Source organism: Streptomyces sp. NPDC001890 (genome assembly GCF_042891445.1).
Taxonomy (GTDB): domain Bacteria; phylum Actinomycetota; class Actinomycetes; order Streptomycetales; family Streptomycetaceae; genus Streptomyces.
The window spans coordinates 109,002-123,358 of record NZ_JBIATE010000015.1; the positions used below are offsets into that span (position 1 = coordinate 109,002).

The 14,357-nt window shown below is 71.6% G+C and carries 17 protein-coding genes and 2 pseudogenes; 3 read left to right on the plus strand and 16 right to left on the minus strand.

Annotated features, from left to right (window positions below):
- Window positions 1-29: 29 nt before the first annotated feature.
- Window positions 30-1,574 (minus strand): FMN-binding glutamate synthase family protein, encoded by a 1,545-nt coding sequence (locus tag ACFYY1_RS29255; RefSeq protein ID WP_388590912.1) that lies wholly within the window; start codon window positions 1,572-1,574, stop codon window positions 30-32.
- Window positions 1,575-1,809: 235 nt separating this feature from the next.
- Here ACFYY1_RS29255 and ACFYY1_RS29260 point away from each other — a divergent pair, with 235 nt between their 5' ends.
- Window positions 1,810-3,087, plus strand: a complete 1,278-nt coding sequence (locus tag ACFYY1_RS29260; protein ID WP_388590914.1) for a hypothetical protein — start codon at window positions 1,810-1,812, stop codon at window positions 3,085-3,087.
- Between the two features lie 163 nt (window positions 3,088-3,250).
- Here ACFYY1_RS29260 and ACFYY1_RS29265 read toward each other — a convergent pair whose 3' ends face one another.
- The gene (locus ACFYY1_RS29265; protein ID WP_388590915.1) at window positions 3,251-3,688 is read right to left on the minus strand and encodes a hypothetical protein; all 438 of its coding nucleotides are present in this window, start codon (window positions 3,686-3,688) and stop codon (window positions 3,251-3,253) included.
- 104 nt (window positions 3,689-3,792) lie between these two features.
- Window positions 3,793-4,281 carry a MarR family transcriptional regulator gene (locus ACFYY1_RS29270; RefSeq protein ID WP_388590916.1) on the minus strand — a complete coding sequence of 163 codons (489 nt, stop codon included), beginning with the start codon at window positions 4,279-4,281 and terminating at the stop codon, window positions 3,793-3,795.
- Between the two features lie 101 nt (window positions 4,282-4,382).
- Between ACFYY1_RS29270 and ACFYY1_RS29275 the strand changes: the two genes are divergently transcribed.
- Complete coding sequence (locus tag ACFYY1_RS29275) at window positions 4,383-4,766, plus strand: hypothetical protein (RefSeq protein ID WP_388590918.1); 384 nt, start codon at window positions 4,383-4,385, stop codon at window positions 4,764-4,766.
- Window positions 4,767-5,439: 673 nt separating this feature from the next.
- On the opposite strand, the pseudogene ACFYY1_RS29280 reads toward ACFYY1_RS29275, so the two are convergent.
- A pseudogene (locus ACFYY1_RS29280) lies at window positions 5,440-5,727 on the minus strand (VOC family protein); the annotation flags it as partial.
- A gap of 38 nt (window positions 5,728-5,765) precedes the next feature.
- Here ACFYY1_RS29280 and ACFYY1_RS29285 point away from each other — a divergent pair.
- Window positions 5,766-6,464, plus strand: a pseudogene (locus tag ACFYY1_RS29285) (alpha/beta hydrolase family protein); the annotation flags it as partial.
- A gap of 22 nt (window positions 6,465-6,486) precedes the next feature.
- On the opposite strand, the gene ACFYY1_RS29290 reads toward ACFYY1_RS29285, so the two are convergent.
- From ACFYY1_RS29290 to ACFYY1_RS29345, 12 genes are all read right to left on the minus strand, one after another.
- On the minus strand, window positions 6,487-7,302 hold the full coding sequence (locus tag ACFYY1_RS29290) for an inositol monophosphatase family protein (protein WP_388590920.1): 816 nt from the start codon (window positions 7,300-7,302) through the stop codon (window positions 6,487-6,489).
- Window positions 7,303-7,619: 317 nt separating this feature from the next.
- Complete coding sequence (locus ACFYY1_RS29295) at window positions 7,620-7,790, minus strand: hypothetical protein (protein WP_388590922.1); 171 nt, start codon at window positions 7,788-7,790, stop codon at window positions 7,620-7,622.
- A gap of 351 nt (window positions 7,791-8,141) precedes the next feature.
- On the minus strand, window positions 8,142-8,471 hold the full coding sequence (locus tag ACFYY1_RS29300; protein ID WP_388590924.1) for a hypothetical protein: 330 nt from the start codon (window positions 8,469-8,471) through the stop codon (window positions 8,142-8,144).
- Window positions 8,461-9,066: an RNA polymerase sigma factor gene (locus tag ACFYY1_RS29305; RefSeq protein ID WP_388590925.1), complete on the minus strand. Its 606-nt coding sequence runs from the start codon at window positions 9,064-9,066 to the stop codon at window positions 8,461-8,463. The genes ACFYY1_RS29300 and ACFYY1_RS29305 overlap by 11 nt, the downstream gene beginning before the upstream one ends.
- Window positions 9,059-9,154 carry an LPXTG cell wall anchor domain-containing protein gene (locus ACFYY1_RS29310; protein ID WP_351253291.1) on the minus strand — a complete coding sequence of 32 codons (96 nt, stop codon included), beginning with the start codon at window positions 9,152-9,154 and terminating at the stop codon, window positions 9,059-9,061. The genes ACFYY1_RS29305 and ACFYY1_RS29310 overlap by 8 nt, the downstream gene beginning before the upstream one ends.
- A gap of 118 nt (window positions 9,155-9,272) precedes the next feature.
- Entirely contained in the window at window positions 9,273-9,830 is a 558-nt protein-coding gene (locus ACFYY1_RS29315; protein ID WP_388590927.1) for a TetR/AcrR family transcriptional regulator, read from the minus strand.
- Window positions 9,831-9,843: 13 nt separating this feature from the next.
- On the minus strand, window positions 9,844-10,425 hold the full coding sequence (locus ACFYY1_RS29320; RefSeq protein ID WP_388590929.1) for a sugar O-acetyltransferase: 582 nt from the start codon (window positions 10,423-10,425) through the stop codon (window positions 9,844-9,846).
- A gap of 93 nt (window positions 10,426-10,518) precedes the next feature.
- A complete protein-coding gene (locus tag ACFYY1_RS29325) occupies window positions 10,519-11,157 on the minus strand; it encodes a LysE family translocator (protein ID WP_388590931.1) in 639 nt (212 codons plus the stop codon).
- Between the two features lie 75 nt (window positions 11,158-11,232).
- Entirely contained in the window at window positions 11,233-11,913 is a 681-nt protein-coding gene (locus ACFYY1_RS29330; protein ID WP_388590932.1) for a response regulator, read from the minus strand.
- Window positions 11,910-13,097: a sensor histidine kinase gene (locus ACFYY1_RS29335; protein ID WP_388590934.1), complete on the minus strand. Its 1,188-nt coding sequence runs from the start codon at window positions 13,095-13,097 to the stop codon at window positions 11,910-11,912. Before ACFYY1_RS29335 ends, ACFYY1_RS29330 begins: the two co-directional genes overlap by 4 nt.
- Before the next feature lie 7 nt (window positions 13,098-13,104).
- Complete coding sequence (locus tag ACFYY1_RS29340) at window positions 13,105-13,776, minus strand: DUF998 domain-containing protein (protein WP_388590935.1); 672 nt, start codon at window positions 13,774-13,776, stop codon at window positions 13,105-13,107.
- Between the two features lie 160 nt (window positions 13,777-13,936).
- The gene (locus ACFYY1_RS29345; RefSeq protein WP_388590936.1) at window positions 13,937-14,353 is read right to left on the minus strand and encodes a MarR family transcriptional regulator; all 417 of its coding nucleotides are present in this window, start codon (window positions 14,351-14,353) and stop codon (window positions 13,937-13,939) included.
- Window positions 14,354-14,357 lie beyond the last annotated feature (4 nt).

Genomic DNA, 14,357 nt, shown 5'->3' on the forward strand with positions numbered 1-14,357 from the left:
CCCCGCCCATGGCCGCCCCCCGTCGGACGTCAGCCGGCAGGCTTGTGGGGAGCGTCCGGTCCGGTGGTGAGCAGCGCGGTGATCTCCTGGGCGAGCTCCGGGCCGAGTTCGCCCCAGCCGTCCTTGTAGCCGTAGACGCTCGCCAGGGTGCGGGCGTCGTAGTCGCCGTTCATGATCTCGATGTCGGTGGTGGTGATGAGTGCCGGGTGGGCGACGCCGACGGCTCCCGAGACCTTCAGCAGCTCCTTGCGCAGGGTGCGCAGGTAGACAGCGGCCCGGGTGGCCTTCGAGGGCGCGTCGATGCCGCGCACCAGCCACGGGTCCTGGGTGGCGATGCCGGTGGGGCACTTGTCGGTGTGGCACTTCTGCGCCTGGATGCAGCCGATGGACAGCATGGCCTCACGGGCGACGTTGATCATGTCGACCCCCAGGGCGAAGGCGACGGCGGCGTTCTCGGGCAGGCCGAGCTTGCCGGAACCGATGAAGGTGATGTCGTCGGTCAGACCCCGCTCGGCGAAGGTGCTGTAGACGCGGGAGAATCCCATCCGGAACGGCAGCGACACCGAGTCGGTGAAGATCAGGGGTGCAGCCCCGGTGCCGCCCTCGCCCCCGTCGATGGTCACGAAGTCGACCCCGCGATCGCCTCGCGCCATCAGCGTGGCCAGTTCCTGCCAGAAGCTCATCTCCCCCACGGCGCTCTTGATCCCGACCGGCAGACCGGTCTCGGTGGCGAGCAGCTCCACGAAGTCGAGCATCGAGTCGACGTCGTGGAACGCGGTGTGCCGGGAGGGGGAGGCGCAGTCCTTGCCGGCCGGGATGCCGCGGATCCCGGCGATCTCGGGGGTCACCTTCGCGCCCGGCAGCATCCCGCCGAGCCCCGGCTTGGCGCCCTGGGAGAGCTTGATCTCTATCGCCTTGACCGGGGCGCTCGCGACCACGTCCTTGAGCTTGTCGAGGCTGAAGGTGCCGTCCTCGTTGCGGCAGCCGAAGTACGACGTCCCGATCTGGAGGATGAGGTCACCACCGTTGCGGTGGTACGGCGAGAGGCCGCCCTCGCCCGTGTTCTGCATCGCGCCGGCCAGCGCCGCGCCCTTGTTGAGCGCCGTGACGGCCGCGCCGGACAGCGATCCGAAGCTCATCGCCGAGATGTTCACGACGCTCGCCGGCCGGAACGCCTTGACGCGCCCGCGCGGGCCGCCCAGCACCTTGGCCGAGGGCAGCGGGGCCTGCGGGTCGTGCAGATCGGGCAGCGTGCCGGCGAACGTCCGCTGCTTCACGTACGCGTGCCCTTGCACGTGCTCGACGTCCACGTCGGTTCCGAACCCGAAGTAGTTGTTCTCTTCCTTCGCCGACGCATAGATCCAGGTGCGCTGGTCACGGCTGAACGGGCGCTCTTCCTCGTTGGACGTCACGACGTACTGGCGCAGTTCCGGCCCGATCGTCTCCAGCAGGTACCGGGCGTGCCCGATCACGGGGAAGTTCCTGAGCAGTGCGTGCTTCTTCTGGACGAGGTCGCGGGCCGCCACCAGCGCCAATGCTGTCGCGGCGGCCGCACCGATGCTCCGAGCCCGCATGAACGTTCCTTTCCTCGGTTGCTCGATACCCGACTCCATCGCCGTGCGGCGGAGTCGTGGGCGTTGGGCGGCGGACACGACCGGTCAGGCATCGGCGTCCGACGACGAAACGCCACATGATGGTAGAGGTCACGCGAATGGGCGGGCGGGGCAGGGTGTCTCGCCTTCCGGCCTCCTGGCTGCGCCCCACGGCCCCGCGGGGCGCTGTCAGTGGCTGGGGCTACTGTGCTGCGGCATGAAGATCGAATCGCTTCTCAAGGACCTGGGCAGCAACGACGCCGCGCGTGTGGAGGCCGCCGCCGCACAGCTGGCGGAGCAGGCCGACAGCGTGGTGCCGGAACTGCTGCGCGGCGTGGCCGGTGTGAACGGGACCGCCGGTCTCCAGCCGGTCATGCGGGCGTTGCGGCACATCGGGCCGCCCGCGTTCGACGTCGTACTGGCGGCCTGGCGGCGCAAGGAGGTGCCGGACTGGCAGGCGGGGCGGTTCCTCGGGGTGTTCGACGAGCGTTCCGCCGGCCAGTACGCGGCCCTGGCGGCCGATCCGGACCACGGAAGTTCAGGCAGGGGCTTCCAGGGGCTCGTCAGGCTGCGGGTGGACTCCGAGGCCGGGCTGATGGCCCTGGTGGGCAGTTTCGCCCGGGGCCGCCTCGTCCCCTACAAGGCATCCGACTACGCCCGCCTGCTGCACGATTCCTTCGGGCCGCGACTGCGCTCCCTGCGTCGCGACCCTGCCGTGTCCCCGAAGATCCGGCGGGGCGCGATGGCGGCGCTGGTGGAGGGCGGCGGTGCCGACGCGCTCGACGACCGTGACCGGGCAGCGATCGAGCGGCTGATACGGGTGAAGATCCTGGACGAGGGGGTCCCGACGCTTCCGTCGGCGATCCTCAGCGGCTGGTGGATGGCCGTGCCCGGGGCGTCGTACGAGGGTGTCTTCGAGGCTCTGGACCTGCACGACCGGCGGCCCGTCACGGCCTCCGCCGGCGTGGAGGCGGCAGAGGGCCAGATGATCCAGGTACCTGGGCCGGACGGCGCCGACCGCTCTGTGGGGCGGGCCTTCGTCACCCCGGAGCTGAACGGCTGGCGCCTGGTCTTCGGTCCCTTCGACGAGCTCGTCGGCGACTTCTGGGACGGCATGATCGAGACGGTCGAGCGGGTCAGTCTCCACTGCGGCCAGGCCCAGTTCTTCTTCCTGGACGACGCCGGCGGCTCCGACTTGTGGATCGTCGCCGAGAACGGCCTGGTGATCCGTCAGTACGCCGCCGAGAGCGTCCCCGAATGGGAGGGCGACCCGCTGCCGTGGGAGACCCTGGCGGTCGACGACCCGGAGTTCGACCCCGAGTACGACGAGGCCCCGTCCAACGCGGGGACCGCGGGCGCCCGCTCCGCCTGCGGGTACCTCTCGGTCGACCCCGACGACGTCGCCCCGGACACCGAGGTGCGCGGCCACGGCTGGCTGGCCCTCACCGCACCGGGCGTCGGGCACGGCGCGTTCCCCGGAGCACTCCGGATCTGAGGCACATGCCGCCTGCTGCCCCGGTCGCCTGCTGCCCTGGTCGCCTGCCGCCGCGGTCGCCTGCGCGCATCGCCTGTACCGCCTCGGCGCCCCGCGGAGCCCGCCCGCGGGGCGACCCCACCAAGCCCATCACTCAGTCACGTACTGGATGGTGGCCCGGCCTTCACATCGATCGTGAGCCGTTGGCGATTCGCGCTTCCCGCGCGGCACTGTCCGAGATGAAGACGGAGATGGGGTGCTCATACCAGCTGGAAGCCTCTGGCAGGTCTCTGATCAGCGAGGGAACCTCCGGCTCGAACCTCAGAAGGGTGAGCGTCTTCCAACCGTGCGGGATCTCGTCCCATCCGACCCCGAACTGCTGGGTGACGGATATGACGGTGACCTTCACCCGGACGACGTCGCTCTCGTCCACGCGCCGAAAACAGCAATCGAATGTTCTGCCCACGGGTACGTCCGCGTAGTTGAACGAGAGGAAGAGCGCCTCCTCGTTCGCAGACCGTCGGGTGAAACCGTGACCAAAAGCCGCCAGGGCTTCCTTGTTGGCACGGCTCTCAACCAGAAGCACCCGTTCAGCGAGCGGCGTGTCTTCTTCAGTCCTCACGCTGAAACTCTCTCTCCCTGCCGGCAGATCACGGATCACGGGCGTGCGGACCGCGGCCGGTGGCAGACCGGCTCCGCCTGCGAGGCATCCTCCACGGGCTCGGCTCAGCCTTGTTCCGCACCGCCGACCGCGGCTTCGTAAGCGAGCAGTGTGTCGACGAACAGCTGCCGCTGATCCGGTGTCAGCGGGGCCAACGCCTTGCGCCACGCAGTCGCACCCGGGGCCAGCCAGGCAGTGATCGCGGGTTGCTGGTCGGCCGCGATGCCGATGATCCGACGGCGTCGGTCCGCCTCGTCCTCACGCCGGTCCAGGATTCCCTTCCTGCTCAGGTCGCCGACCAGCAGGCTCACCGTCGTCGGCGCGACCTGCAGCCGGGCCGCCAGTTCGTTCACGGTCATCGGCCCGTCGAAGAGCAGGTAGGAGAGCAGGGAGAGGTGGCGTGGCGCCAGTGCGAAGGACTGCAGCGCCTCCGGCACAGGGATCTTCTTGACTCTGCCCACCATCCGAGGCATGAGCAGCAGCAGGGCCCGGACGGCATCATCGACCTCGCGCTCGCCGCCTTCTGCGGCGTCGTACGCCCTGGGCCCTGACATTGCGCACCTCTCCCTATTTACCTTTGCCATCAAAGGTGTTTTACTTTGCATGCAAAGCAAGCTCCCCTCATCGTACAAACGACCTGAACGGAGTTGCCACCATGCCGCACTTCAGCGTGCACATCCGCGAAGAATCCCTGGACGGGACGGTGGAACCGAAGCTGATCAGCGCCCTGACCGACGCGGTCGGCTCCGTCTACGGCGCGGAGTTCCGCCGCCTCGTCGGAGTGGATCTGATCGGCATCCCGCAGCACCGTCGGGGCATCGGCGGCAACCCGGCCGAGGGCGACGCGCCTCTCGTCACCCTCAGCATGCGCGAAGCCGCCTATCACGTACCCGAGATCCCTGACGCTCCCGCCCGCCTGGTCGCCGCCACCACCGACGCGATGGCGGACGTACTCGGCGAGGCCGTGCGCGAGCAGGTCATTGTCACGATCGTCGGCGTCCCGGAGGGCCGCACCGGAGTCGCCGGGACGGTGGCCTGACACGCCCGGTTCATGGAGTCGCCCAGCGGCTCCGGCGCCGGTGAACGCCGTCAAGGGGCTGGGGCGACGGGTGGTGGGGGTGGCGGAGGCGGGGGGCCCGGTGGCGGGGGTGGGAAGCGTGGTCGGGCCGGAGCCTCGGTGGCGGGCGGGGGTGGCGGAGGCGGCTCCCCCCACCGAGGACGGCTGGGCTGCCGGGGCCGGGCCTGCGACGGGGCCGGTGGCGGCGGACCCGGTGGCGGAGGCGGCGGCGGCTCCACCGCCGGCAGCAGCGGACCACCCACACGCAGCCGGCCGATGGTCAACTCGGCGCGGCGGCGGGCGATCGGGGCGTCGTCACGTTCGTAGACGAAGCGGATACCGAACTCGCCGGCCTTCTCGGTCGCGAGCAGTCGGTAGCCGAGCGCGTGGGCGATCTCCTCGATCCGGCGCCGATTCGAGGCGGTGTCGCGGTCAGGATTCACCCTGACGCGGGCACGGCCGTCGAAACCCGCGCGTATCTCGTCGTCCTTCATCCGACTCCACTCCTGGGAAGGTTCGGCCTCCACCCAGCCGCTCCACCCCGATCGTCGCACGCGCCCGTCCCTCGCGAGCACCGAGGTGAACCGCACGGAGCGGCCGGTGAGGCCGGGTACGCCCGCACCTCGGCCGCCTCGCCGGGGATGCGGTGCGGTTGTCAGGCGTACTCGGGTCCGGACGGGGTGACCCACTCGACGAACTGGACGATCACGCCGTTGGGGTCGGTGATCTGGAAGAGGCGTTCGCCCCAGGGCTCCTCGCGCAGCGGCATGGTGATCTCGACACCCTCGGCGCGCAGCCGCTTCTCCTCGGCCTCGATGCCGGTGATGGTGAAGGCGAGGATCAGACCGGAGACGTGCTGGTCTCGCCGGCCGGCCGGCAGCACCTCGATTCCGCGGGCGAGGTGGACGACGTCCGCCGCGGCGTCGTCGCGCGCGAGGGAGGCGCCTCGAAACCGGTGCCCCCTGCGTCGCGGCCCTGCCGCCCACCCATCTCGACCCCAGGACGCTCGGGCTCCCCGCGGAGGATCCCCGTACGCCGCTGATCTGGCGTCTGCGTATCGACGACCTCAAGCGCGTGCTGGACGGACTCGGCCTTCTGGAAGCCTCCGTGCCGGGTCTCGCCGGGCGCCTCGACCGCGACCGCATCGCCGTGGCAGGGCACTCCTGGGGAGCCCAGACGGCGAGCACGCTGCTGGGCGCACGCGTCCTGGACTCCGACGCCGTACCCGGCGAGGACATGTCCGACCCCCGCGTCAAAGCGGGTGTGCTGCTCGCCATGGCCGGTCTCGGCGACGACCTGACCCCGTTCGCCGCCGAGCACTTCCCCTTCATGCGGCCGCCCTTCGACACCATGACCGCACCGGCCCTCATAGTCGCCGGTGACAGCGACCAGTCCCACCTGTCCACGCGCGGACCGGACTGGTTCACCGACCCCTACACCTGCAGCCCGGGAAACAAGAGCCTGCTCACGCTGTTCGGAGCCGAGCACTCGCTCGGCGGCATCCCCGGATACGAGGTCGCCGAGACGACGGACGAGAGCCCCGCCCGGGTCGCCCTGGTCCAGCGGCTCACCACGGCCTTCCTGCGCAGCGCTCTCTACCCCGAGGACACCGGCTGGAAGGCCGCGGCCACCGCGCTGGAGGAAGACCCCGACGCGCTCGGGAAAGTGCGGAGCAAGTAGGCGCGAGCGGTTGGCCTCTCCGTCAGGCGCGGTGCCGGCTTCCGCTGCGGATCATCGACATCAGCAGTTGGTGGGTTTCGCCGTCGGCGGCCGCGACCAGGCCGCGGCCCGCCGGTCCGACCGGGGAGCCGTCGATCCCGGTGACCGCGCAGCCGGCGGCCCGGCACAGAGCGATGCCGGCGGCGAAATGGACGCTGCCGGACAGGTCTCCGCCGTCGGTGACGTACGCGGCGCGCTTGCCGGCGGCGACCCAGGCCAACGCCAGCGTCGTGGATACGACTCGGGGCCGGAAATGTTCCACGAACCCGGGCCGGGCCAGCAGTTCCACAGCCCGGAAGCCGGGCGCGCCGGGGAACGGCGGGTCCAGATTGACATCCACGAGTCGGGTGGCGGGTGTGGGCGTCAGTTGCGCATCGGCGCCGTCGTGCCGCACCCAGGCGGTCTCCCCGTCGGTGAAGAAGACCTCGCCAGAGAACGGGTCGGCCACCGCTGCCGCACCGTCGCGCAGCGCCACGTTGACGGCCACCAGCATGTTGCCGACCGCGTAGTTCAGCGTGCCGCACAAGGGGTCGACCAACCACTGGCGCGCGGCCCGGGCGGCACCCTGGTGTCCGCCCTCTTCGCCGAGCACGGCGTCATCGGGCCGGGCGGCCCGGATGACACCGAGAATCGCCTTCTCGGCCTCCACATCGGCGGCGGTGGCGAAATCCCCGGCGCCCTTGTCGATGCGGGTGAGCCGCCGGCCGTACATGCTCCGCACGACGTCCGCGCCGGCATGTGCCGCGGCGATCGCGACCCCGGCATCGTCAAGGCTCGCACCCGCATATGAGTTGACCATGTCACGCAGGATATCGGCGGCAGTCGGGGGCCTCGCCTGCCCGGCCGGGGTGCGGATGGCGGAGGTCGGTCACGCTGCGCGCGGGTCCTGAGCGGCTCTTCTCCACGTACCGTCCACGCGGAGTTCGGGCCCGTCGTTCCGTTCTTCGCGCACGATCCGACGGTGATCGCGGTGAGGTTGCCCCAACCGGTGGGGCGGACGTCCTTACGCGTCCACTTCGTCGGCGTCTTGTGGGAAATGGTGTACTCGACCAGCTGTCCGGTCGTGAGCATGGTGAACCAAGGCGTTGCCATGGCGAACGCGTCGAGGACTTCGACTCACTGCAGGTTGTTCGTGTCCCTGGGGATGTTGCCCGCGGCGGGGAGCGGCTGGTGGCCTTCGTCCCAGTGGTTGGACCAGCTGCACAGTCCGCACGCGTACCGGCCGTTGAGGCCGTGCACCTCGGCGCCGCAGCCTCGACAGCGCGTGGTGGTGATCTCCGGGGTCATGGCGGGTCCGGGAGAGTTGGACGACCAGCCGCATTGGTTGCTGCAGGTCCAGGACCCGTCAGGGCCCTGGGTGGCTGCCGCGCCACAGTTTCCGCATGTCATCGGAGACCTCCCCGGGGTGGTCCGGCCGACGGGGGTGCGGCGGGGCCAGGTTCAGGATGGCAGGTAGAGGCAGGGTTTCAAGAGCCCTCTCGCTCTTTCGGATTACCCGCACCGCCCATCGGCAGCGCCGACGGCACCGCGGGGCTCGGACGCTCGGGCGGAGAGGCGGGGAAGGGCTGGGAAGGACGGGGAGGGGCGGGGAGGGGCGGGTACCCGGGTTCCCGCCCCTTCCGTGCCCGGCCGGTCGCATCACTCGCCGTGATCCGCGACCCGGGATCGCTTCGACGCCGGCCCCTGGGACTTGGCGTGGGTCAGTTCGCACCTCCCGTCCACGCAGGACCGACGCAGCCGCCCGGCCGAGACGGTCTCCACGAGGCCGATCGCCCAGCACATCGGGCAGCCGCGCAGTGCGACCAGGCCGACGGGCGCGAGCAGCAGACTCGCCGGGCCGACGGCCGGCAACAGGGCCAGGGACCCTACGAGCGCACCGAACCCGACGGCGCCGCGGGCCAGATGGCGCGGGACGCTGTCGCTGGCGAAACCGCCGCGCGCTGGCGCCGTGGTCGAGTCAGACGTCATCGTTGTCGGTTCCCCTCGTCACGGCCGGTTCCTCGCTCAGTGCCTCGCGTACTGCCGAACGGGCCCGGTGCAGGCGGGACTTCATCGCGGCGGTGCTCAGTCCGAGCCGGTCGGCGACGGTGCGGCCGGGCAGGCCCTGGATGTCCCGCATGACCAGCACCCGCCGCTGGTCCATGGGCAGGGTCGCGACGGCGGCCGCGACGCGTTCGGCTTCCAGGCGCAGCAGGACGTCCTCCTCGGCGGACCGCGCGGTGCCCCCGAACGCGTCGAACCGGTCCGGCGTGCCGAGCCGGTCGTGTTCGTCGGCCGGTACGCGGTGGAGCAGGGCTCGGGTGCGGCGCAGGCACTCGTTGCGGACGATCCGGAACATCCACGATGCCAGCGCCCCGGAGGCGCGCAGCATGCCGATCTTGCGGTAGAGGATGATCAGCGCTTCCTGGGCGGCGTCCTCGGCGTCCTGGGGTGTGGCGCACAGCGTGTGCGCGAACCGGTGCACGTGCGGGTAGGAGCCGTACACCAACGAGGTGAGCGCCTCGACGTCGCCGCGTTGCGCCGCGGCGACCAAAGTCGCGCCGGGCCAGGTGTGGTCAGCCACGCTGACGCCTCCGGCGGCGCAGCAGCGTGACGGTGCACGCGCACAGCAGCAGCGCGCCGGCCGCGGCGGCGATGATGACGGTGGTCATGTGGTCCTCCTGGTGAGCACGGGGCGGACGCGGTCGTCCGCACGCCTATGAGAGGCGCGGCGGGCACAGAAGGATTCACCCCGCTCGATCCGGATGCCGGTGATCCTCGGGAGCGGCCTCAGGTGGTCGTCCCGGAGGGCCCGGTGATGCGCTTGACGGCGTCGAGGGTGAGCGTGCGGTCGTGGGGTTCCGTGGCCAGGGCCCGGTGGAGGGTCAACCCCTCGATGAGGGCGTCGAGTTGGCGGGACGTGTCCGGGTCGAAGTGTTTCTCCAGGTGGCCTCGGCTGCGGGTCATCCATTCGTGGGTGAGTTCCCGATAGGAGGGCCGCCGGGCGGCGAGGGTGTAGAGCTCCTGGGTGAGGACGAGGTCGCGCCGGCTTCCGTCGGACAGTGCGTGGATGAGGTCGGCCACCGCTTCTCCGGCCTGGTCCCGGTCGGCCGGAGCGGCGAGGTGCGTGTCGAACAGCGCGACCACGTGCTCGGTGAAGTGGCGGAACGCCTCCCGGAGCACCTCGTCGATCCCGCTGAAGTGGTAGGTCATCGAGCCCAGGGGAACTTCTGCGCGCGCGGCGATCTTCCGGTGGGAGACACCGGCGGTGCCTTCCTCGGCGATGAGGTCGAGCGTGGCGGTGAGGATGCGTTCGCGACGCTGCGGATCGGTGTGTCCGGTGGCCATGGTCGTCGCGGCCTCAGAGGGTGCGGACGGGGCGGGCGGGGTTGCCGACGGCGACGACGTCCGCGGGGATGTCCTTGGTGACGACGGCGCCGGCGCCGATGACGGAGTTGTCCCCGATGGTCACGCCGGGGAGGACGATCGCGCCTCCGCCGATCCATACGTTGTCGCCGATGGTGATCGGCTGGGCCGCTTCCAGCTTGTCGCGGCGGGGTTGCGGCTCCAGGGGGTGCGTCGGGGTGAGCAGCTGGACGTTGGGGCCGATCTGGCAGTCCTCGCCGATGGTGATGGCCGCGACGTCCAGGGCGGTCAGGTTGTAGTTGACGAAGGTACGCGCCCCGATCGTGATGTTGCTCCCGTAGTCCACGTACAGCGGCGGCCTGACGTGGACCTCGTCCCCCACCGACCCGAGGAGTTCGGCGAGGAGGGGCCGGGCCGCGCCCGCGTCTTCGGTGTAGGCGGCCTGGTAGCGGGCGGCCAGGCGTACGGCTTGCTGCTGGCGGTCGGCGATCTCGGGGTCGTCGGCGATGTAGAGGTCGCCCGCCAGCATGCGTTCGAGGTTGGTGCGGGGGTCCTGTGCGAAGTGGTCCGTCTGCATGGGGAGAGCGTAGAGGGTGGAGCGTACGATCGTACACTCCGGGTTACGATTCGCCAGGATTCGCCGATATCGCCCCGGTCTCGCTGTACGGGCTCAGTCCTTGCGTCCTGTCACGGCGACGGTGAGACCAAGACCGATCATCGTGAGCCCGCCCACTCCCCCGACCAGAGAGAGTCGCCGGGGTGAGCGGGCGAACCAGTCCCGTCCGGTGGCCGCGACCAGTCCCCACGCGCTGTCGCAGGTCACCGCGATGGCGTTGAAGACCAGCCCGAGGAGCAGCATCTGAACCACGATGTGCCCTTGGGCGCGGTCGACGAACTGCGGCAGCACAGCGGCGAAGAACACGATGGTCTTGGGGTTGGCCACCCCGACCGCGAACCCCTCCCACAACGTGCGCAAGCCACCCTGCGCGGCCTTGCCGCCGGTGAACGCGCCCTGAAGCGCGCCACGTTGCCGCCACGCCTTGACGCCCAGATACACCAGGTAGGCGGAACCGGCCAGCTTCAGCGCCGTGAAGACCAGGACGGACCGTTCCACGATCGACCCGACCCCGAGTGCCACGGCCACGATGAGCACGTAAGCGCCCAACGTGTTCCCCACCACCGTGGTCAGCGCGGCCCGGCGCCCCTGCGCCAGTGCCCGCCCGATCACGAACAGCACGCTGGGCCCGGGGATCACGATCAGCAGGAACGACATAGCCGCGAAGGCGAGCAAACGCTCAGCAGACACCATGGCACCCATGCAAGCACGGGGCAGGGTCGTCCCTCAGCCCCTTTTCCTCCTCATCGTGCAGGGCAGGCGGGGACGTTATGCGGACTCGGCCTGGCCGCCGGCGCGGACCAGGCCCGTCTCGTACGCGAGGATCACCAGTTGGGCGCGGTCGCGGACGCCCAGCTTGGCGATGGCGCGGGTGACGTGGGTCTTGGCGGTGAGCGGGCTGATGAAGAGTTCTGCGGCGATCTGGTCGTTGGACAGGCCCGTCGCGATCAGGCGGGTCACCTCGCGTTCCCGGGCGGTGAGTACGGCGAGCCGTTCGGCGGTGTCGGTGGGGGCCGCCGGGCGTTGCGCGAACTGCCCGATCACCCGTCGGGTCGCGCCCGGGGAGAGCAGCGCGTCGCCGGCCGCCACCGACCGGACGGCCTGGCGCAGGTCGTCCGGTTCGGTCTCCTTGGTGAGGAAGCCGCTCGCGCCGGCGCGCAGGGCCGCGAAGACGTACTCGTCGGTCTCGAAGGTGGTGAGGACGATGACCCGGCAGTCCGTCAGTCCGGGGTCCCCGACGATCGTCCGGGTGGCGGTGAGGCCGTCCGTGCCGGGCATGCGGATGTCCATGAGGACGACGTCGGGGCGGACGGCGCGGGCCGTGCGGACGGCCTCGTCGCCCGTGCCCGCCTCGCCGACGACCTCGATGTCCTCGGCGCGGGCGAGGAGGCTGCTGAATCCGGCCCGTACCAGGGACTGGTCGTCGGCGAGGAGCACCTTGATCGTCATGGGCGGAAGCCTGGCACAGGGATGGCGGCCCGCACGAGCCAGCCGTCGCCGTCGCCGCGCGGTCCGGCGCGGAAGTCGCCGCCGAGCGCCCGGACCCGCTCACCCATCCCGCGCACCCCGTGCCCTGCCGCCCGCGATGTCTCCGCCGGGGTCCGGCCGTCGTCGGTGACGCTCACCTCCACCCGCCCGAGGCCGCACCGGACGGCCACGTCGGCCCGTGACGCCCCTGCGTGGCGGACCGTGTTGGTGAGGGCTTCCTGCACGATCCGGTGGACGGCGAGGGAGACCGGTGCGGGAACGGCGGCGAGGTCACCGGACGTCTCCAGCCGGATGTCCAGTTGGGCCGACCGCATCCGGTCGACGAGCGCCGCGACCTCGGGGACTCCGGCCGCGGGATCTTCCGGGGCCTCCCCCGGCGCGCGCAGCACGTGGACGAGCGCGCGCAGGTCCCGTACGGCCTCGGTACGGATCTGCTGGGCCGTGGTGAGCGCGGCCCGCGCCTCCTCCGGTGAGTCGTCCAGGGCCTCCGCCGCGACCCGGAGCTGGATTCCGACGACGGTGAGGGTGTGCCCGACGACGTCGTGCAGTTCGCGGGCGATCTCCAGGCGGGCCTCCGCGATCCGCCGGCCGGTCTCCTGGTCCCGTTCCCGTACGGCCCGCAGCAGCCCTTCGTCGAGTTCGGCGCGCCAGCGGAGGCGGTTGCGGTAGGCGGTCGCGGCGGCGAGGAGCACCGCCAGCCACAGGGCCTCGGCGCCGAGGGAACCGAGGACCTCGCGCGGGGTGGCACCGCCGTTGTACGTCTCCCAGGTCGCGGCGAAGGCCAGTTCCGCCAGGCCGATCCCGGCCGCCCACGGGAGGCCGGGGCGGCCGGGCCGGTCGTCGGCGGCCAGGGTGGCGTACGCGGCGGAGACCGGCCACACCCAGCCGGCGTCGGTGAGCCCGGAGGTGCGGAACACGACGACGGCCTGCACGCTCAGCAGCAGCACGGCGATCGGCCACCGGCGGCGCGCCAGCAGGAGCAGGCCCAGCCACAGGGCGAGCGGCAGGGCTCCCGCGGCGTCCAGCCGGCCGCCGAGCCGGGCGGTGCCGGCCAGGACGGCGACGGCGGTGCCGGCCGCGAGGGACCGGTCGACGAGCCGGGCCGCGCGGGGGTTGGCGGGGGCGGGGACGGCGAGTCGGTCCATGCGCCGATCATGCACGACGGTCCCGCCCCCGCTCGATGCGGGCGCCCGCCGCTGCTGCGGCGAGCGCGATCCACCCGAAGTCGGCGGCGAGTACCAGGCGTTCGACGAGACCGACGAACGTCGGGACACCGCCCAGCCCCAGCGACGGACCGCCGTCCATCACGTCGGCCAGGAGGACCGCGAGCGCCGCCGTCGCCGTGACCGAGGCCGCGGTGAGGGTGTTCAGGGCCGTGCGCAGGCCGGGCCTGAGGGTCGTGAGCGTCCCGCGGAGCAGCACGGCGGCGGCCGGCAGGGCGGCGAAGGCGAGGAACGCGGCGCTGCCGTGGACGAGTTCGGAGAGGGAGGGGCGGGTCCAGTGGCCGGGCGGGTCCGCCGGGAAGAGGGCCGCGACCAGGATGCCGGCCGTCCACACCACCAGCGCCGCCCGGCCCGCCCGTTCCGTTCGCCGGGTCCCGGCGCCGAGTCGTACCGCGAGTACGGCGGAGGCGGCGCCGGCGGCCAGCAGCGCCGCCGGGAGCAGCCAGCCGGCCGTGCCGTGCACGTACCGGCTGAGGGTTTCGCTCACCAGGTCGTACTCCGGGTTGAGCGTCTCCACCGCAGCCATCGCCAGGGCCCCGATGCCGATCAGGGTGAGCGGGGCCCGTACCCCCGCTGCCGGTGCCGTGTTCGTCGCCGTCATGCCGTCCTCCTCGGTGTCGTTTCCGGTGATCCAGAACCTACGGAGGGGGTGGAGGCGGCCGCGTCCTCCCGATGCGGACATCCGGTCGTACACCGGACGGTGTCGTCGTCCGGGCCCGCTGCACCGTTCGGTGTACGGGTCGGAGCAGCCGGGCCGGCCGTCAGCTCCGCTTGCGGGACCGGACCTGCGGGGACAGATGGCGGGCCAGCACGTCCAGGGCCTCGGTGACTTCCTTGAGCCCCTCGGGATCGTCACCGAGTGCGTCGGCCAGCGCGCCCTCGATGGAAGTGGCCCTGATCCGGGCCATCCGGTCGGAGGGGCGGGAGGACTGCCGGACCAGGAGGCGGCGGCGGTCTGCGGGGTCGGGGCCGGTGACCACGGCGCCGGCCTCCTTCAGCCGGGCCACCGCCGTGGAGACCTGGCTCTGCGGAAGGCCGGTGCGGGCCGCGATCTCGCCGACCGCGCTGTCGGGGTGGGCGGTCAGGTCGCTCACCACGATGAGGACGGAGCGCACCCCACCGCCGTAACGGGCCGCGCCGCCCTCCGGCTCGGGCATCGCGCCTTCCCCGATCTTCATGAGA

Excerpts from the sequence above, each read along its gene's own strand:
- ACFYY1_RS29260 (WP_388590914.1), top strand. The coding sequence starts at position 1,810 with ATGAAGATCGAATCGCTTCTCAAGGACCTGGGCAGCAACGACGCCGCG.
- ACFYY1_RS29320 (WP_388590929.1), bottom strand. The coding sequence starts at position 10,425 with ATGCAGACGGACCACTTCGCACAGGACCCCCGCACCAACCTCGAACGC.
- ACFYY1_RS29275 (WP_388590918.1), top strand. The coding sequence starts at position 4,383 with ATGCCGCACTTCAGCGTGCACATCCGCGAAGAATCCCTGGACGGGACG.
- ACFYY1_RS29295 (WP_388590922.1), bottom strand. The coding sequence starts at position 7,790 with ATGACCCCGGAGATCACCACCACGCGCTGTCGAGGCTGCGGCGCCGAG.
- ACFYY1_RS29315 (WP_388590927.1), bottom strand. The coding sequence starts at position 9,830 with ATGGCCACCGGACACACCGATCCGCAGCGTCGCGAACGCATCCTCACC.
- ACFYY1_RS29270 (WP_388590916.1), bottom strand. The coding sequence starts at position 4,281 with ATGTCAGGGCCCAGGGCGTACGACGCCGCAGAAGGCGGCGAGCGCGAG.
- ACFYY1_RS29310 (WP_351253291.1), bottom strand. The coding sequence starts at position 9,154 with ATGACCACCGTCATCATCGCCGCCGCGGCCGGCGCGCTGCTGCTGTGC.
- ACFYY1_RS29255 (WP_388590912.1), bottom strand. The coding sequence starts at position 1,574 with ATGCGGGCTCGGAGCATCGGTGCGGCCGCCGCGACAGCATTGGCGCTG.
- ACFYY1_RS29300 (WP_388590924.1), bottom strand. The coding sequence starts at position 8,471 with ATGACGTCTGACTCGACCACGGCGCCAGCGCGCGGCGGTTTCGCCAGC.
- ACFYY1_RS29290 (WP_388590920.1), bottom strand. The coding sequence starts at position 7,302 with ATGGTCAACTCATATGCGGGTGCGAGCCTTGACGATGCCGGGGTCGCG.
- ACFYY1_RS29335 (WP_388590934.1), bottom strand. The coding sequence starts at position 13,097 with ATGGACCGACTCGCCGTCCCCGCCCCCGCCAACCCCCGCGCGGCCCGG.
- ACFYY1_RS29325 (WP_388590931.1), bottom strand. The coding sequence starts at position 11,157 with ATGGTGTCTGCTGAGCGTTTGCTCGCCTTCGCGGCTATGTCGTTCCTG.
- ACFYY1_RS29340 (WP_388590935.1), bottom strand. The coding sequence starts at position 13,776 with ATGACGGCGACGAACACGGCACCGGCAGCGGGGGTACGGGCCCCGCTC.
- ACFYY1_RS29330 (WP_388590932.1), bottom strand. The coding sequence starts at position 11,913 with ATGACGATCAAGGTGCTCCTCGCCGACGACCAGTCCCTGGTACGGGCC.
- ACFYY1_RS29345 (WP_388590936.1), bottom strand. The coding sequence starts at position 14,353 with ATGAAGATCGGGGAAGGCGCGATGCCCGAGCCGGAGGGCGGCGCGGCC.